The organism is Rhodoluna sp. (assembly GCF_049276775.1).
In the GTDB taxonomy this organism is placed as follows: Bacteria; Actinomycetota; Actinomycetes; order Actinomycetales; family Microbacteriaceae; genus Rhodoluna.
Map to the genome: position 1 here is coordinate 1 of NZ_JBASXC010000025.1, position 16941 is coordinate 16941.

Sequence of the window (16941 nt, forward strand, 5' to 3'; positions counted from 1 at the left end):
TTCCTTTTTCTCTTTTTTTTAGCCGCCGCGATTTGCGGATGCTTTCCGAACCAGCTCCGCTGCGCGCGATACCGCGCCCAGCGAGTTTGAATCTGCCGGGTACAGAAGTGATCTTCCTGCCACAAGCCCTCGAACATTTGCTACCTTCAGGCCAGCTGCCCAGCGGTCAAATAGCTCGCTGTCATCTGCAGTTGGCTCCCCGCCCAGCATTAAAATCGGCAGGCTGGTTGCTCCGGCAACTTCGGCCATTTGCTTGCTGGCTGGGATCTTCAGCCAAGAGTAGGCCGAGGATGAGCCAAGGCCCGAGGCTATCGCGACCACCGTGGTCAGGGCATCATCGGATGGATCAAGTACAGCTTTGCCGTTTTTGTCCTTCATATATGGAAGTGGCTCAATCATGGAAAGTAGTTTTCGCTCCGCCAGTTGGCTAGAAAGAGCAGCGACTGTCTCTATGGTTCTGGCAACCAATGGATCCGAGTAGTCGATTCGAATCAGGGTCTTTCCCCCATCGAGTCCCATGGACTCGATGTGCTCCGGGTTATATGAAGTTAGCCGATCATCCAGCTCCCAGCTGGCGCCAATGATTCCGCCTCGGTTCATAGTTCCAATTGCCAGCTTGTCGTTGAGAGCTCCGAGAAAAGCCAGTTCCTCGAGAATGTCAGCACTTGCCAACACGCCGTCAACGGCGGGGTTGGCAAGAGCTCCAACCAATCTTTCGAGAAGGGTATATCGATTGGCCATCGCAACCGGGTCATTGCCCAATGAAATCTTTCCGCGAGCGGTGTGATCGGCTGCCAGAATAAGCAGATTGCCATCTTCGCTCAGTACCTTGCGGCGACGCCTTCCGGTTAGGGCACTAACCAAGCTGCGAGGTTCAAAGACCCTGGCATCTAAAAGCTCTTGGTATGTTTCTCGATCTAGCTTCACGCTGCCCCCTGAAGCATAGATTCGATTTCCGAAACTGTTGGCATGGCATCAGCGCAGGTTAGCCTTGTTGCAACGAGTGCTCCGGCCACATTGGCAAAGGTTCCAATTTTTTCCAAATCCCAGCCAGCTAGCAAACCGTAGCAAAGCGCTCCGCCGAAGGCGTCGCCGGCTCCTAGACCGCAGACCACCTCGATTGGGTGAGAAGGAATAATCACTTTCTGCGAAGCTGATTTGATAAGCACTCCCTCGGGCCCGAGTTTGATGATTGCAAGAGCTACACCCTGGGCTAAAAGCATATCGGCAGCTTCATTGGGGTCTTTTGTTCCAAGGGCAACTTCGCACTCTTCGAGATTCCCAACCACAATCGAGGCAAGGGCAATTGCTTTTGAGGCCATCTCTCTGGCTTCTTCCTTAGAGGCCCAAAGCTTTGGGCGATAGTCCAGATCCAATATGGTGTGAGAGCCTTTATCGCGCATTCCCATCCATTCCAGGCAAGTTTGAGAAGTAGTTCCTTGCGAGAGCGAGGTTTGGCTTATCCAAAGAATCTTCACCTGCTTGATTTCTTGCTCGCTGACACTAGCTGTAGTCAAAGAAGTATCCGGAGCTGCTTCACCGCGGTAAAACACAATGGTTGGGGTTTCTGGAGGGGTCAGGGCTGCAAAAGCAAGGGGTGTTTGGGCATCGGGTTGGATTCCAAGAAACCTGGTGTCTACGCCAAACTCGGTGAGCCGGTTTATCACGTATTTGCCGAACTCGTCGTCGCCGACCTTGGTGGCTAGGGCTGTAGCCAAACCCAAGCGGGCGCAGGCAACTGCGACATTGGTTGGGCTACCGCCCACCGACTTGGTAAAGCTTTGCGCAGAGTCAAAGCCAGCGTTGGCCTCTTTGGCATATAGGTCAACACTGACCCGGCCAACGCTTAGAACATCCACGATTTTTTTCTCTACTTCGAAATCAGGGTTGGGGCCACGGTGTTGGTCAGATACTGCATCGAGGTGGTCACCTGATGGATTGGTCCTTCACCTTCTGCTGGAAGACCTGCGGTTAGAGCGGTGTCTTGCTCGATTACGTACCAACCCCGGTAGCCAGCTTTTTCCAGTGTTTGAATTACGCCCATGATGTCAACGTCGCCTTGACCGAGCGGCGTGAAAAGACCCGCCTGGGTTGCAGCCATCAGGGTGATTTCTCTACTTAGAACTTTAGGAACCATATCGAGCTGAACATCTTTTAGGTGAACGTGGCCGACTCGATCCATGGCGTCCTTGGCAAACTGGACCGGGTCCTGTCCGCCGATTGCCATGTGTCCGGTGTCCAGGCACCACTTGACGTCGCAGGAGTCTAGGACTTTCTCCATGTCCGATTTGGTTTCAACAATTGTTTGCACGTGCGGGTGAAGCACCTGCTCGAGACCGTGCTCTTCACAGATCTCGTCAATGATTCGAAACATTTCGGCCATGTGCTTTTGCTCGTCGGCCGAAAGAGTAGTTGGCACCGACCAGTCCCAGTCGACGACCGCGGCCGAAACAAATTTTTTCGCACCTGCTATTTGAAAAAGTTTTGCGGTAGTTGTTGCACTGTCGATAGTTGCCTGACGCTGCGACTTATCGTGCACCACAACCGGAGTAAACCCACCGAGCAGTTTCATTCCAAATGTTGCAAGTTCGTCCTTAACCTCCGTTGGATCAGTTGGCAAAAATCCGGGGGCACCCAGTTCGGTTGCTGTAAAACCGAGGCCTCTCATCTCGTTGAGCACTCGCTTGGTTGGAAGCATCTCGCCCCAACCGGGAACCTCGCAGATGCCCCATGAAATTGGCGCGGAGGCTACGCGAGAAAGAAAATCTGACAACTTTGGAGACCTTTCGTTGGAACGTTCCAAAAGTATGCCAGACTGGAGTCACTTTCCGCAACACCACTTACCTGAAGCGAAGGGGGTCGGCCATGAGGGTTCTAGTTATCGGGGCTGGGCGCATGGGCGCCATCCGAGTCGAGGATCTATCAACCAATCCAAAGGTTTCCAAGGTCTTTGTCACAAACCGGAACGAGGAGCGAGGCAAAGCCCTGGCCGATAAGTTCAAGGTCGAGTTTGTCCCCTGGGATCAGCTTGGTCAAGTTCAAGTCGATGCTTACGTGGTTGCGGTTGGAACAGCTGCCCACGAAGAGGTGCTGGCTTCAATTCTTCCAACCGGTAAACCGGTGCTTTGTGAAAAGCCAATTGCGGCGACCCTTTCTGGAACCAAGTCCGCAATCGACTTGGCGGCCAAATACGGCTCGCCAATGCAAATTGGTTTTCAGCGTCGCTTTGATGACGCCATACAGAAGGTTCAAAAACAGATTGCCTCGGGTGAAATCGGAACCCTTTACTCAATCACCATGACCGCGCACGATTTCACTCCGAGCCCGAGAGAGTTCATTGAAGGATCCGGTGGAATCTTCCGAGACATGCACGTTCACGACTTTGACCTAATCAGGTGGCTTACCGGTAGCGAAGTTGAGAAGGTGTCTGCAACAAAGTCGGTTTTGGAACACATGGACTACGCCGACTTTGGAGATGCCGACACCTCAGCTGTATTGGCGATGACGACAAGCGGTGTTCCGGTTGTTGTCTCCGGTACCAGGCACAACGCTCTCGGGCAAGACGTCAGGCTCGAGGCCTTCGGTTCGAAAAATTCAATTTCCGCTGGACTAAATTCCAGAACACCGCTGAGAGATCTGGAAAAAACTCTTGGGCTAAATACCAATCCGTATCTGGGATTTGTTGACCGATTTCGTGATGCCTTCCTGAACGAGACTTCGGCTTTTGTTTTATTTGCCTTAGGAGAAATAGAAAATCCCTGCCCACCGAATTCCGCCCTGGAGTCACTGAGAATCGCGGAGGCCTGTGAGAAGTCGGCTGCCAGCGGCAGCGCCGTTTTGGTGGCCGAGGTTTCCTAATCAAGATGTCGGCAACCAAACCAACCATCCACGATGTGGCATCGCTGGCCGGGGTCTCAAAATCACTGGTTTCACTGGCGCTTTCTGGATCTGAAAAGGTAAGCGAGCAAAGCCGGGAAAAGATTCTTGAGGCCGCAGAGCAACTGGGTTACCGAAGAAATGCGGCTGCGAGAAGCCTTGCGGTAAAACGCAGTCAGACCATGGGGGTTTTGATCCTTGACCTTCATAACCCGGTATTTGCCGAGATTCTGGACGGGGTCCAGTCCGAGCTTCGAGACTACGGGTACTCGACCATGCTGGTCACCGGAGGAGACGATCCCGTTCTTGAAAAAACCGAGATCGACACCCTGCTGCAGTTCCAGGTTGAGGGGCTGATACTTATTTCCCACCGCCTAGCCGCTAAGGAGTTGGCGGTAATCGCAAAGGAGGTCCCGACCGTCACCGTGACCAGGGAAGACATAACCGCAACAGGTCTAGACACCGTATGCAATGACGATATTTCAGGTGCCCAACTGGCCGTTGATCACCTGGTGGATTTGGGTCACTCCAGAATTATCTGCCTGAGCGGCGGCGATAACCCGGTCTCACACTCTAGGGTCGAGGGATACAAAATTGCCATGGAGCGCCACGGCAAAGCAAGCTTTAGTTCGGTGGTCCCGGGAGGACTAACCGACACCACCGGATACCGAGCCGCAACCAAGGCTCTCGAGCAAAAGCCAACGGCACTGTTTGTTGCAAACGACATTGCGGCAATGGGAGCCATTGCCGCAATCGAAGAAGCGGGTTTGAAAGTACCGGAGGACATATCGGTAGTTGGCTATGACGGGATTAGCCTCGGGGCTCTTCGAAGTGTGAACCTCACAACAATTGCCCAACCGCTGGATGATCTTGGCCGCCTGGCGGCCAAGAGTTTGGTTCAGCGAATCAATAACCCCAAATCAAAATCTGTTCACACCAGGGTTTTATCAAAGCTGGTGGTTAGGGGTACCGCGAGGGCTCTTTAGGCATCTTGGGCAAAGGTTTTTGCCCAGTTCCTGAACCAATCCAGGCACTCCGGGTTAGCAAGGGTTGAGCTATCGCGCTCGGGTCTTCCGGAGACTATATCGGCAAGAGCTAGCTCGTTGAGCTTGCCGTTTCGGGTCCTGGGTAAATCAGGAACCGAAACAATCAGTCCCGGTACGTGGCGCGGGCTTGCGTTGATTCGAAGGCTAGAGGAAATTTCTTGGATGAGGTTTTCATCAAGTTCTTGATTTGCAACCACAAACAGCACAATTCTGGTGTCTCCCTCGAAGGGTTGCGCTACCGCGAGGGCCCCGGTAATTGGGGCAAGATTTAGCACCACTCGATAAATCTCGGCGGTGCCGATGCGAACCCCCTTGGAATTTAGGGTTGCATCAACCCTTCCCAAGATCTCAAAGCCTCCCGAAGCGCTTTGCCTGGCGTAGTCGCCGTGGGCCCAAACTCCGGGAATTCTTTCGAAGTAAGCAGAGCGCATCTTCGATCCGTCCAAGTCCCCCCAAAACTCAAGCGGAACCGTTGGAAAGTCATTTCGGCAAGCCAGCTCACCGGTTTCACCGGTTGGAACTTGCCTACCCTCTGAATCAAGAATGGCAATGTCCATCCCAAGGGCTGGACCCTGAATTTCTCCCCGCACCACATTTTCGGTTGGCACCCCAAGGACTAGGCAGCCACAGACATCAGTGCCCCCCGCAATTGAGGCGAGGTGAACGCTCTCAGAAACTTTTTCGCTTACCCAGTCAAAACCGCTCGGAGCAAGCGGTGATCCGGTGGATGCCATTGTTCGTAAATGTGAAAGATCAAACTTGGAAGCGGGGTTAGTCCCTTCTTTTCGCCAGCTATCTATCAGGGCAGCTGATACGCCTAAGAAAGTAAGTCTTTCTTTCTCGGCAATCGACCAGAGCCTTTCGATGCCCTGGTAGCCGGGGCTTCCATCAACTAGCACGATGGTCGCCTTTCGACCAAGAGCCACAACGAGCCAGTTCCACATCATCCAACCGCAGGTGGTTGAGTAAAGTACTCGATCCAAAGGCTTGATATCCAGCTGATAGCCCTGCTCGGCAAGTACCTTCAGTAGCACTCCGGCGGCCGAGTGCACAATGCACTTTGGTCTTCCGGTTGTTCCGCTAGAAAAGAGAATGAACCCGGGATGAGAAAAATCGAGCTTTTCAGTTTCCAGCTTGGCCGATCTATGCGGTGCCAAAAACTCTTCCCAGCTTTCGAAGGAATCCAATCCTCCAACCACCACAACCTTGGACAGAGTTGGAAGCTCGGGCAGCACCTGCGCGATCTTGTCGGCAAGCTCGAATGCTTTTCCGCCGTAGCGGTAGCTTGCGGTGGTGAGTAAAAACTTAGGTTCGATTTGACCGAAGCGATCCACCAGTGCGGCGGGACCAAAATCGGTTGATGCGGTGCTAACAATTGCGCCGATGCTAAGAGCTCCGAGCGCCAGCACAACGGTCTCTGGAACATTGGGCATCCAGGCTGCAACCCGATCTCCACTTTGGATGCCGGCTGCACGCAGGGCTTTGGCGCAGGCCGCAACTTCTGTTTTTAGTTCGCCGCGGGTAAAGGACCTTCTGGGTTGATCTTCGGCTATGCCGACCAAGACCTCTTGGCTATCGTCTCCTTGGAGCAGGGTGTCAACGACGTTTAGTTTTGCCTCATCAAACCACTTGACGTTCGCGAAATTGTCACCCGATCTAACTGATGCGCCCTTGGTTCCAACAATTTCGCAGTCATCGAAAGCCTGCGACCAAAAAAGCGCTGGGTTTTTTACCGACCACGCGTGTAGCTGTTGAAAATTTTCCATCCCGTTTCGAGACATAAGAGTTTTCAGCAACATGCTCCAAATCGTAGCTGGTTTGGATGCCTTTATAAAAAAGGTGCTGGTCAAACACTGCTTATTTGGGAAATGAAGAAAACCCCCGCCGGAGCGAGGGTTTTCATCTAAATCACACTTCTATAACGGCACTATTATCTAGCAGCCTGACCTTCCTTGTAATCATCTGAGTTCTTGATCCAGGAGAACAGCTTGCGAAGTGATCTTCCGACTTCTTCGATTGGGTGAGCCTCGCCCTTAGCGCGTAGCGCTAGGAACTCAGGTCCTCCGGCATCCTGGTCAGCAACGAATCTCTTGGCGAAGGCGCCATTCTGAATGTCGGTTAGAACATCCTTCATGCGCTCTTTGACCTCTGGGCCAATAACCCTAGGTCCTGAGATGTAGTCACCGTACTCGGCGGTGTCAGATACTGACCAGCGCTGCTTGGCAATTCCACCTTCGTACATCAGATCAACGATTAGCTTCAGCTCGTGTAGAACCTCGAAGTATGCAACCTCTGGCTGGTAGCCAGCTTCAATCAAAGTCTCGAAGCCGTACTGGACTAGCTGGCTAGCTCCACCACACAAAACAGCCTGCTCTCCGAACAAGTCTGTCTCTGTTTCTTCAGCGAAGGTGGTCTTGATGGTTCCGGCGCGGGTTCCACCAATTGCCTTTGAGTAAGAAAGTCCTAGCTCGAATGCGTGACCTGTTGCATCCTGCTCAACTGCAACCAAGTTTGGAACTCCTCGGCCATCAACGTATTCTCTGCGAACGATGTGTCCTGGGCCCTTAGGGGCAACAAGCATCACGTCAACACCGGCTGGTGGCACGATGTAGCCAAAGCGGATCGAGAATCCGTGTCCAAAGACAAGGGCCTTTCCTTCTTTGAGGTTTGGCTCAATTGACTCGGTGTATAGGTCTCTCTGGCGTGGGTCCGGAGCAAGCACCACGATGACATCTGCCCAAGCTGCTGCTTCTGCGGGGGTAAGAACTTTCAGTCCCTGCTCCTCGGCCTTGGCCTTGGACTTGGATCCTTCCTGAAGACCAACTACGACGTCAACGCCGGAGTCTTTCAGGTTTAGGGAGTGGGCGTGACCTTGAGAACCGAAGCCGATAACGGCTACCTTCTTGCCCTGGATGATCGATAGATCGGCGTCTTTGTCATAGAAAATTTCAGCCATTTGGTTTTTTGTCTTTCTCTTATTCGGTACTGACCAACGACACCCGAGGGTCACACTTGTTTATTTACTTTCTAACCTCTTGCAAATCTTTTTTGTTGATTGTTACTTGTGATTGTTACTTGGAAATCTTCTCGCTAATCGACTTGGAGCCGCGGCCCATAGCCAAAACACCTGACTGAACAAGCTCCTTGATGCCAAATGGCTCGAGGACCTTGATAAAGGCCTGGCACTTGGCAGCGTCACCGGTGATTTCAATGATCAAAGCATCGGAAACCACGTCGATAACCCTAGCTCTGAACAGGTTCACCGCTTCCAGCACCTGTGACCTGGTCGAAGCATCGGTCTTTACCTTGATTAGCAGGTGATCGCGCTGCACGGCAGAGTCTGGCTCTAGCTCAACTATCTTGATTACGTTGATTAGCTTATTGAGCTGCTTGGTCATCTGCTCAAGAGCTAGCCCCTCAACGGTGACAACCACGGTGATTCGAGATAGTCCCGGAACTTCCGAAACACCAACGGCCAATGACTCGATGTTGAAGGCGCGGCGGGCAAATAGACCCGCTACGCGGGTCAATAGACCCGGCTTGTCTTCAACAAGAAGTGAAAGTACATGTCTTGTCATTTACTCGTCACCGTCCCATACCGGAGCCGCATCGCGAGCGAACTGAACGTCGTCATTTGAAAGCCCTGCGGGAACCATCGGCCAAACCATAGCGTCTTTACCAACTACGAAGTCGATAACAACCGGACGGTCGTTAGTTTCCATTGCGAGCTTGATGGCCGCGTCCACTTCTTCCTTTTTGGTGACGCGGATGCCGAGGCAACCGTAGGCATCAGCCAGCTTCAGGAAATCCGGAATCATTATGGAATCTTGGCCGGTGTGTAGATCGGTGTTTGAGTAGCGGCCGTTGTAAAAAAGCGACTGCCACTGACGAACCATTCCCAAAGAAGAGTTGTTGATAACGGCAACCTTGATTGGAATGTTGTTGATGGTGCAGGTGGCAAGTTCCTGGTTGGTCATCTGGAAGCAGCCGTCGCCATCGATTGCCCAAACCAATCTCTCTGGCTGTGCAACCTTGGCACCCATCGCTGCCGGTACCGAGTAGCCCATTGTTCCGGCTCCACCTGAGTTCAACCAGGAGTTTGGTCTTTCATACTTAATAAACTGTGCTGACCACATCTGGTGCTGACCAACGCCGGCGGCAAATACTGCCTCAGGTCCTGAGAGTTCACCGATGCGCTCGATTACGTACTGTGGCGACAGCATGCCATCATCTGGCCAGTCGTAGCCAAGTGGGTAGCGGTTCTTAAGTCCGTCCACGAACTCCCACCACTCTTTTAGATCTGGCTTTTTGCCCTTGGTCTTTTTCTCAAGCTCGGCGTTTAGCTCCTGTAGCACTTCCTTCAGGTCGCCAACGATTGGGACATCGGCGTGACGGATCTTGCCGATCTCGGCAGGGTCGATGTCGATGTGGATTACCTTGGCGCCCTTAGCAAAGCTCTTGGCGTCTCCGGTGACTCGGTCATCAAAGCGAGCGCCGAGGGTAATGAGCAGGTCTGATTTCTGCAGGGCTGTCACGGCAGGCACGGTTCCGTGCATGCCGGGCATGCCCAGATTCTGCGGGTGGGTGTCAGGAAGAGCGCCTCTTGCCATCAGGGTTGTAACTGCAGGAGCTCCGGTCAAGGATGCAATCTTTAGAAGCTCTTTGTGTGCTCCAGCGCGAATGGATCCGCCACCGATGTATAGCACTGGCTTTTTGGAAGAAAGAATCAAATCAGCTGCTGCAGCAATCTGCTTGCCGTGAGCCTTGGTGGTTGGCTTGTAGCCGGGAAGATCAATCTTTGGCGGCCAGATGAACTCAGCTTTCTGGTTCTGAGCGTCCTTGGCAACATCCACAAGTACCGGTCCTGGTCTTCCCGTCGTTGCAATCTGAACGGCAGCGGCAATGACGCCCGGGATATCCTCTGCGCGGGTCACAAGGAAGCTGTGCTTTGTAATCGGCATCGTAATTCCAACGATGTCCGCTTCTTGGAAAGCGTCAGTTCCGATGTGGGTTGATGGAACCTGACCGGTGATGGCAAGAAGAGGAACCGAGTCCATATGGGCGTCAGCTATTGCGGTCACGAGGTTGGTAGCTCCAGGCCCCGAGGTAGCAATGCAAACACCGAGCTTGCCGGAAGCCGAGGCGTAGCCTTCGGCGGCGTGACCGGCACCTTGTTCGTGGCGAACGAGAATGTGACGTATTTTCTTGGAGTCCATGAGCGGGTCGTAGGTTGGCAAAATTGCGCCACCGGGCAGACCAAAGATGGTGTCTACTCCAATTAGTTCAAGCGAGCGAACTATTGCTTGAGCACCTGTTAATACCTCGGTTGGCATTTTTTCTACATCCCCGTCTGGATTGATAAAACTGCTAGTTTGGCGAATTCGCTTGATCTATCCGCAGTAGGCACCCTCGGAAGCCGAGCGCACCACCTTGGTGAATTTAGCGAGCACACCTTTTGTATAGCGTGGTGGAAGAGGAGCCCATACTTTCTTTCGGGCTTCCAGCTCCCCCGCATCAACGAGTAGTTCCAGCGAACGAGCTGCGATGTCGACCCGAATAAGGTCTCCATCACGAACCAGAGAAATCGGACCACCTTCGGTCGCCTCTGGAGCAATATGTCCGATACACAGGCCGGTTGTGCCGCCTGAGAATCGTCCGTCTGTCAATAGTAGAACATCCTTGCCCAGTCCCGCACCCTTGATTGCTCCGGTAAGGGCTAGCATCTCCCGCATTCCGGGGCCTCCCTTGGGTCCTTCGTAGCGAATAACAACAACATCGCCCTTCTGGATCTTGCCCTCAGTGAGAGCTTCCATTGCAGCAGCCTCGCGGTCAAATACCCTTGCTGGGCCCTCAAATGTCTCAAGATCAAAGCCCGCGGTCTTCACAACAGCACCCTCGGGAGCCATCGATCCTTTCAGAATTGAGATTCCTCCGGTTTTGTGGATTGGGTCATTCATGGCGCGAATGATCTTGCCGTCAGGATCTGGGGGGTTAATTCCCTCTAGGTTCTCAGCCAGGGTCTTGCCAGTCACGGTCATAACATCCCCGTTCATGAGTCCTGCATCAAGAAGTGCCTTCATCAAAACTGGAACTCCACCTACTTTGTCAACGTCGTTCATAACGAACTGACCGAATGGCTTGAGGTCTCCAAGGTGAGGAACTCTATCTGCGATGGCGTTGAAGTCATCCAAGGTAAGGTCGACCTCCGCCTCCCTGGCAATTGCCAGAAGGTGAAGAATTGCGTTGGTGGAGCCACCGAATGCCATGAGCACCGCGATGGCATTTTCAAATGCCGGCTTGGTCATGATCTGTCTTGCGGTGATGCCCTTGTCGATCAGGTTTACAACCGCCTCGCCACTTCGCTCGGCCCAGGTGTCACGCCTTCTATCTACAGATGGTGGAGCTGCCGAGCCTGGAAGGCTCATACCAATCGCTTCACCAATTGAAGCCATTGTGTTAGCGGTATACATTCCGCCACAAGCACCTTCGCCAGGACAAACCGCTCTTTCAATTCTTCCGAGGTCTTCCTCGGACATGGTTCCTGCCTTGCAGGCACCAACCGCCTCGAAGGCGTCAATGATCGTCACGGGCTTTTCGGTTCCATCGGTTAGCTTGACCCAACCCGGAGCAATCGATCCGGCGTATAAAAACACTGACGCTAGGTCCAGGCGAGCTGCCGCCATCAGCATTCCAGGAAGTGACTTGTCACAGCCAGCGAGCAACACGCTGCCGTCCAGGCGCTCGGCTTGCATGACAACCTCAACGGAGTCCGCGATGACCTCTCGAGAAACTAGAGAAAAGTGCATACCTTCGTGGCCCATGGAGATTCCATCGGACATCGAGATGGTTCCAAACTGCATAGGGAAACCGTTTGCGCGAGCGACTCCGACCTTGACGGCCTTGGCGAGACGGTCGAGTGAAAGATTGCAGGGCGTTAGCTCATTCCAGCTGGATCCGATGCCAATCTGGGGCTTTGCCCAGTCATCGTCGCCCATTCCCACGGCACGAAGCATTCCACGAGCTGGAGCCTTCTCAATTCCGTCTGTAACCGCGTGAGAGCGGGGTTTCATATGGTTTGTCATGCGCTTAAGTCTAACTTGCAAACTCGGGCTTTAGGTTGGGGATTAATCGGTCCCGATTGTCCGAAATAGCCTGAATAATAGAAGGGATGTCAGATCCCCACCCGAGCTCACTTGAGCTTTATACCCAAGCCGCCGAGCGCTCCTCGAATGCGGTTATCGACTCTTACTCGACGTCTTTTGGCGTGGCAACAAAGCTGCTTGCACCGGAAATCCGCCAGCACGTTAGAAACATCTACGCCCTGGTTCGAGTCGCCGACGAAATAGTCGATGGCGCAGCCGCCGAGGCAAGAGTTGGTGGCGGCAACGTCGAACCATCGGTTGCACTGGATCAACTAGAGGCCGAGATCTATAAGACATTGCGGACCAAGTTCTCAACCAACCTGGTGGTTCACGCTTTTGCAAGAACGGCCAATGAAACGGGCTTCGCCCGAGGCATCATCGAGCCGTTTTTTGCCTCGATGCGGATGGACCTCTGGCCTAGAAAGCACACCCCGGCATCCTTTCAGAAGTACGTCTACGGATCGGCTGAGGTTGTTGGGCTGATGTGCCTGCACGCCTTTGTGAAAGAGTCAGATTTTTCTCCCGAGGACTATAAGCAGATTGTAAAAAGCGCCAGAGCCCTGGGAGCTGCCTTCCAGAAGGTGAACTTCCTAAGAGATCTATCGGCTGATTTTGAAAAGCTTGGCAGAAGCTATTTCCCAGATGTTGATCCAAAATCCTTCAACGAGAACCAAAAAGCTGAGCTACTTGGATACATCAGAGAGGATCTCAAGGAGGCAGCTGCCGGTCTAAAGTTTTTGCCAGTGAGTTCAAGAAAAGCAGTTGCCGCAGCCCAGATGCTCTTTACCGAGCTTGCCAACCGAATCGAGAAGACCCCTGCTGAGCAGATGCTCAGAGCTCGCATCTCGGTTCCGAATACCACCAAGTTGTTCATTGTCCTAAAAGCCCTGATTGGAGTGGTTCCTAAGTGAGTCAAAAAACCGCAGTCGTAGTCGGAGGCGGTATCGCCGGTCTTGCTAGCGCAGCTCTGCTTGCTAAAGCCGGAATGAAAGTGACGCTACTGGAGGCTCGCGAGAAAGTTGGCGGCCGAGCATACATCTGGGAAAAAGACGGCTTCGTCTTTGACATGGGTCCGTCCTGGTATCTAATGCCAGACGCCTTCGATCAGTTCTTCAAGCTTATGGGAACAACAGCTGAAAAAGAGCTGAAGCTTGTAAAGCTGGAGCCTGCGTATCAGACCAGAAACGAGGGCCGCGACGAGAAGCTCATGATCGTCCAGGATCTCGAGAAGAACAAAGCTCTTTTTGACTCCATCGAGCCAGGAGCTGGCAAGAAACTTCAGCAGTATCTTGACTCAGCCGAAGAGACCTATGACCTGTCGATGAAGCACTTTCTATACACAAACTTTGAAAACACCAAAAGCTTCACAAATAAAGAGGTATTGGGCAAAGCACCAAAGTTCTTATCTCACCTGGTGACTTCGCTGTACGCCTTCTCGGGTAAGTATGTAAAAGACGAGCGGCTCAAGAAAATTCTGAACTTCCCTGCCGTTTTTTTGGGAGCCTCCCCTTACGACACCCCGAGCATGTATCACCTAATGACCCACGTTGATCTAAACGTTGGAGTTTTCTACCCGATGGGTGGTTTCTATACCCTGATTGAAGCCATCGAGCGCATTGCCAAGCAGCACGGCGTGCAGATAAAGACCAACTCCCCCGTTTCCAAAATCCAGGTCAACGACCAGGGCATTGCAACCGGTGTTCAGGTTGGTGAGGTCTTTATCGAAGCCGATGTTGTTGTTGGAACAGCGGATATGCACCACGTGGAGACCAAGTTGCTGGATCAAAAGCACCAGACCTTCCCGGAGAAGTTCTGGTCCAATAAGGTTCCGGGTCCTTCGGCCATGCTTCTATACCTCGGAGTCAAGGGTAAAGTTCCTCAGCTTAACCACCACACACTTCTATATACCGACAACTGGAGCAAAAACTTCTCCGAGGTTTTCCACAAAGCCGATGGCAAGAGAAAAGTTCCAAACCCTGCCTCGCTTTACATCTGTGCACCGAGCGTGACCGATTCATCGGTTGCCCCTGAGGGATACGAGAACCTATTCGTACTTGTTCCAATCGCTGCCGATCCTTCAATTGGTGGCTCCGGCGATGAGCAATTTGAAAAAGACGTTGACCGCGTCATTGATCAGATCGCGCAGTGGTGTGAGATTCCTGATCTCAAGGAAAGAATTGTTGTTCGAAAGTCCATGGGACCTAGGGACTTTGTCACCGAGTTGAACGCCTGGAACGGCACAGCTCTTGGTATGGCCCACACCCTTCGACAGAGTGCCTTCTTTAGACCGAAGAACAGATCAAAGAAGGTTAAGAACCTGTTCTACGCGGGACACAACACCATTCCTGGAATTGGTTTGCCGATGTGTCTTATCGGTGCCGAGCTTGTCTACAAGTACCTAGTTGACGACAAGTCAACTGGTCCAATTTCCGATGAGCTACAGCCAGTACCAGCAGGCGGGTGGAAGGGTCTCAAGTAGTTCGAGAATCTACAGATTCTCATCGGCGAAGAATACGATTGCGTCGTAGTGGTACTTTCCTAGCCCCTTAGCCACAGCCTCATAGGCTTCGTTATAGGGAGATGGGATGATGTAGCTCATCGCTAGAGCTTTGTAGCTTTCTTTATTGGGTTTCCAAAACTGTAAACAAAACTCGTAGTGTCTCCTTACTAGCTGCTGGACACTCTCGTGCCGAAAATCCATCCCCTTTTCCATAGCTACTTTGAAACCTTGGGTTATCTCGCCAAAGGCCACCGTGAATTGTTTGTTTTCTTCTTGAGAGTACTTGTTAACGTAGGCCTCGCTGTGATAGCCAAAGAGATTACTCATGTCTCAATTCTGACAGAAGATTTCACAAAGCGACTATTCTCGAAACATGTACGGAAGCTACTTAGTCATTCTGATTTTGTCGCTCGTTGGGCTCTACCTTCTAGATAGAACCCACAAGCTTGCCTTCACGGTCGACCCCAAGCGTGCTTTCCTGTCGATGGTTCCAGCCTTTGTGGTTTTTCTAATTTGGGACATCGCGGGTATCGCCCTTGGAATCTTCTTTAGAGGTAACAACACACTTTTGACCGGCATCCAGATCTTTCCGGAGTTTCCACTCGAAGAAATCTTTTTCCTGATGCTGCTTTGCTACAGCACACTTATTGCTCTCACCTGGATCTCTAAGGTGTTGAACAAGAGATGACCTACGCTGAACTGAACCTACTGTTCCTGATCCCAGTTGCTGTGATTCTGATGTATTTGCGCTGGTTGGTTCGCTGGCAGAAACTTTGCTGGACAGTTGTAGCTCTATTGCTAATGACCGCAATCTTTGACAACTTCATTGTTGGTAGCGGCATCGTTGCCTACAACCCGGATACTTTATCCGGGGCCTTTATTGGCTATGCGCCAATTGAGGACTTCGCCTACACGCTGGTTGCCGCAGTTCTTATTCCACTCACCTGGTGGTGGCTAGGCTCTAGGCAGGAAAAAACAAAATTAACCTCTGACAAGGGCAAGAAGTAATACAAAGTGAAGCAGCTGACATCTTTGTTTTGGTCGTCAAGACCAATCTCCTGGGTAAACACCGCATTCCCTTTCTTCGCAACTTATTTATTTGTGAACGGCACGGTTGATGCAAGCCTCATCATCGGGACTTTCTTCTTCCTGATTCCATACAACTTTCTGATGTATGGAATCAACGACGTCTTTGACTACGAGAGCGATCTTCGAAACCCCCGCAAGGGCGGCATCGAAGGAGCTCTTCTTGACCCTTCGCTTCACAAGCTCACCATCTGGGCATCCATTGGTCTATCCCTTGGATTTGTGATTTACCTGCTGGTTGTTGGCTCCGACATCGCAGACTTCTTTCTACTTATTACCCTCGCCGCAGTCCTGGCATACAGCGTTCCAAAGCTTAGATTCAAAGAGATCCCCTTCTTGGACTCCTTCACTTCCTCCCTACACTTCATCGGCCCCATGCTCTTTGCGCTGGCGCTATCTGAGGTAAACATCTTTGAGTTCAAGCTGTTCTCCATGATCCTGGCCTTTTTGGGCTGGGGCATGGCAAGCCATGCCTTTGGTGCGGTGCAAGATGTGAAGGCCGACAGGGAAGCCGGCATTAATTCTGTCGCCACCGCCATTGGAGCCAGGAACACGGTAAGGCTTGCCTTTTTGCTTTATTTCTTGGCAGGTATCTCGGTTATGAACGCGGGACCCCACGGCATGGTGGCCGCACTTGCTGCCATTCCATACCTGGTGATCATTTCGCCTTATTTGAATATCACTGACGAAGATTGCGAAAGGGCCAACCGTGGTTGGAGAAAATTTATCTGGTTGAATTTTGCCGGTGGTGCACTGATAAGTCTTTTGCTTATCAACTACTTCCAAGCTGCCTAAGCTGCTCTCTCGCTCCAGGAAATTAGGTACTTGCGGTTAAATCCTTTACCGCAGTACCCGCAGGCAAGCTGTGTCCTTGGGCTCTTAAAGCGGTAGTGGCGGTGTCCGTTTTTACACTCCCCAATCCACCTGGCGGTTTGCTCGGCTATTTCTTTGCCGGTGAATTTTTCACCGCGGTAGCCAATTGATTTGGCCACCTGTTTCCAGTTTGGTCCGTGGCCAGCAGACTTACCTGCAAGCGCGTGAGCTATCTCATGCAGGATTACTTGCTCGGACTGATCCAGCGAGTGGTACTCGACAATGTATTTGGAAAGCGAAATCTGGTGGTCGGTGTAATTGCAAAGACCTGCTCTTTGTTTTGCGGAGTCAAATATGAATTCCCAGGGTGACTTGAGCCCGTGCTGTTCCATCTTTTGTCTTGCCAGAAAAGCCACGTACTCGAATCGGTCTAGGCGCAGGCGCTGAAAGCGATTTTTTCCCTTGGAAAACTGTCTGC

At 52.2% G+C, this 16941-nt stretch carries 17 protein-coding genes; 7 read left to right on the forward strand and 10 right to left on the reverse strand.

The genetic code is table 11. The features are described from left to right. Window positions 1-18: 18 nt before the first annotated feature. The 3 genes from WAO31_RS01825 to WAO31_RS01835 are packed head-to-tail and all read right to left on the reverse strand — an operon-like array spanning window position 19 to window position 2773. Complete coding sequence (locus tag WAO31_RS01825; RefSeq protein ID WP_509589499.1) at window positions 19-927, reverse strand: Cgl0159 family (beta/alpha)8-fold protein; 909 nt, start codon at window positions 925-927, stop codon at window positions 19-21. Next, window positions 924-1859, reverse strand: a complete 936-nt coding sequence (gene iolC / locus WAO31_RS01830; protein WP_509589501.1) for a 5-dehydro-2-deoxygluconokinase — start codon at window positions 1857-1859, stop codon at window positions 924-926. Before iolC ends, WAO31_RS01825 begins: the two co-directional genes overlap by 4 nt. An 11-nt stretch (window positions 1860-1870) precedes the next feature. Beyond that, on the reverse strand, window positions 1871-2773 hold the full coding sequence (locus tag WAO31_RS01835; protein WP_509589503.1) for a TIM barrel protein: 903 nt from the start codon (window positions 2771-2773) through the stop codon (window positions 1871-1873). Window positions 2774-2865: 92 nt separating this feature from the next. Here WAO31_RS01835 and WAO31_RS01840 point away from each other — a divergent pair, with 92 nt between their 5' ends. Next, entirely contained in the window at window positions 2866-3858 is a 993-nt protein-coding gene (locus tag WAO31_RS01840; protein WP_509589506.1) for a Gfo/Idh/MocA family protein, read from the forward strand. Window positions 3859-3863: 5 nt separating this feature from the next. Continuing rightward, window positions 3864-4862: a LacI family DNA-binding transcriptional regulator gene (locus WAO31_RS01845; RefSeq protein ID WP_509589508.1), complete on the forward strand. Its 999-nt coding sequence runs from the start codon at window positions 3864-3866 to the stop codon at window positions 4860-4862. Here the strand turns inward: WAO31_RS01845 and WAO31_RS01850 are convergent. The 5 genes from WAO31_RS01850 to ilvD all read right to left on the reverse strand — a co-directional run bounded on the left by WAO31_RS01850 (window position 4859) and on the right by ilvD (window position 12004). Beyond that, a complete protein-coding gene (locus WAO31_RS01850) occupies window positions 4859-6688 on the reverse strand; it encodes an acetoacetate--CoA ligase (protein ID WP_509589510.1) in 1830 nt (609 codons plus the stop codon). The genes WAO31_RS01845 and WAO31_RS01850 overlap by 4 nt on opposite strands. 164 nt (window positions 6689-6852) lie before the next feature. After that, the gene (ilvC, locus tag WAO31_RS01855; protein WP_509589512.1) at window positions 6853-7878 is read right to left on the reverse strand and encodes a ketol-acid reductoisomerase; all 1026 of its coding nucleotides are present in this window, start codon (window positions 7876-7878) and stop codon (window positions 6853-6855) included. 115 nt (window positions 7879-7993) lie between these two features. After that, a complete protein-coding gene (ilvN, locus tag WAO31_RS01860) occupies window positions 7994-8500 on the reverse strand; it encodes an acetolactate synthase small subunit (RefSeq protein WP_509589514.1) in 507 nt (168 codons plus the stop codon). After that, the gene (locus WAO31_RS01865; protein ID WP_509589516.1) at window positions 8501-10255 is read right to left on the reverse strand and encodes an acetolactate synthase large subunit; all 1755 of its coding nucleotides are present in this window, start codon (window positions 10253-10255) and stop codon (window positions 8501-8503) included. Window positions 10256-10312: 57 nt separating this feature from the next. After that, complete coding sequence (gene ilvD, locus WAO31_RS01870) at window positions 10313-12004, reverse strand: dihydroxy-acid dehydratase (RefSeq protein WP_509589519.1); 1692 nt, start codon at window positions 12002-12004, stop codon at window positions 10313-10315. 86 nt (window positions 12005-12090) lie between these two features. Here ilvD and WAO31_RS01875 point away from each other — a divergent pair, with 86 nt between their 5' ends. Together WAO31_RS01875 and crtI are read left to right on the forward strand one after the other, a co-directional pair. After that, window positions 12091-12975: a phytoene/squalene synthase family protein gene (locus WAO31_RS01875; RefSeq protein ID WP_509589521.1), complete on the forward strand. Its 885-nt coding sequence runs from the start codon at window positions 12091-12093 to the stop codon at window positions 12973-12975. Beyond that, on the forward strand, window positions 12972-14543 hold the full coding sequence (gene crtI, locus WAO31_RS01880; protein WP_509589523.1) for a phytoene desaturase family protein: 1572 nt from the start codon (window positions 12972-12974) through the stop codon (window positions 14541-14543). Before WAO31_RS01875 ends, crtI begins: the two co-directional genes overlap by 4 nt. 9 nt (window positions 14544-14552) lie before the next feature. Here the strand turns inward: crtI and WAO31_RS01885 are convergent, their stop codons facing one another. Further along, window positions 14553-14891 carry a TipAS antibiotic-recognition domain-containing protein gene (locus tag WAO31_RS01885; RefSeq protein WP_509589526.1) on the reverse strand — a complete coding sequence of 113 codons (339 nt, stop codon included), beginning with the start codon at window positions 14889-14891 and terminating at the stop codon, window positions 14553-14555. A 46-nt stretch (window positions 14892-14937) separates the two neighbouring features. On the opposite strand from WAO31_RS01885, the gene WAO31_RS01890 reads away from it, so the two are divergent. The 3 genes from WAO31_RS01890 to WAO31_RS01900 are packed head-to-tail and all read left to right on the forward strand — an operon-like array spanning window position 14938 to window position 16445. Next, a complete protein-coding gene (locus WAO31_RS01890; RefSeq protein ID WP_509589528.1) occupies window positions 14938-15252 on the forward strand; it encodes a lycopene cyclase domain-containing protein in 315 nt (104 codons plus the stop codon). Further along, window positions 15249-15572, forward strand: a complete 324-nt coding sequence (locus WAO31_RS01895) for a lycopene cyclase domain-containing protein (protein WP_509589531.1) — start codon at window positions 15249-15251, stop codon at window positions 15570-15572. Before WAO31_RS01890 ends, WAO31_RS01895 begins: the two co-directional genes overlap by 4 nt. Before the next feature lie 6 nt (window positions 15573-15578). After that, window positions 15579-16445 (forward strand): prenyltransferase, encoded by an 867-nt coding sequence (locus tag WAO31_RS01900; protein WP_509589534.1) that lies wholly within the window; start codon window positions 15579-15581, stop codon window positions 16443-16445. Here WAO31_RS01900 and WAO31_RS01905 read toward each other — a convergent pair. Beyond that, on the reverse strand, window positions 16442-16941 hold a 500-nt coding region (locus tag WAO31_RS01905), incomplete at its 5' end, for a SprT-like domain-containing protein (RefSeq protein WP_509589537.1). The two genes, WAO31_RS01900 and WAO31_RS01905, sit on opposite strands and share 4 nt — an antisense overlap.

Excerpts from the sequence above, each read along its gene's own strand:
- WAO31_RS01840 (WP_509589506.1), top strand. The coding sequence starts at position 2,866 with ATGAGGGTTCTAGTTATCGGGGCTGGGCGCATGGGCGCCATCCGAGTC.
- WAO31_RS01845 (WP_509589508.1), top strand. The coding sequence starts at position 3,864 with ATGTCGGCAACCAAACCAACCATCCACGATGTGGCATCGCTGGCCGGG.
- WAO31_RS01850 (WP_509589510.1), bottom strand. The coding sequence starts at position 6,688 with ATGGAAAATTTTCAACAGCTACACGCGTGGTCGGTAAAAAACCCAGCG.
- ilvC (WP_509589512.1), bottom strand. The coding sequence starts at position 7,878 with ATGGCTGAAATTTTCTATGACAAAGACGCCGATCTATCGATCATCCAG.
- ilvN (WP_509589514.1), bottom strand. The coding sequence starts at position 8,500 with ATGACAAGACATGTACTTTCACTTCTTGTTGAAGACAAGCCGGGTCTA.
- WAO31_RS01865 (WP_509589516.1), bottom strand. The coding sequence starts at position 10,255 with ATGCCAACCGAGGTATTAACAGGTGCTCAAGCAATAGTTCGCTCGCTT.
- ilvD (WP_509589519.1), bottom strand. The coding sequence starts at position 12,004 with ATGACAAACCATATGAAACCCCGCTCTCACGCGGTTACAGACGGAATT.
- WAO31_RS01875 (WP_509589521.1), top strand. The coding sequence starts at position 12,091 with ATGTCAGATCCCCACCCGAGCTCACTTGAGCTTTATACCCAAGCCGCC.
- WAO31_RS01885 (WP_509589526.1), bottom strand. The coding sequence starts at position 14,891 with ATGAGTAATCTCTTTGGCTATCACAGCGAGGCCTACGTTAACAAGTAC.
- WAO31_RS01890 (WP_509589528.1), top strand. The coding sequence starts at position 14,938 with ATGTACGGAAGCTACTTAGTCATTCTGATTTTGTCGCTCGTTGGGCTC.
- WAO31_RS01895 (WP_509589531.1), top strand. The coding sequence starts at position 15,249 with ATGACCTACGCTGAACTGAACCTACTGTTCCTGATCCCAGTTGCTGTG.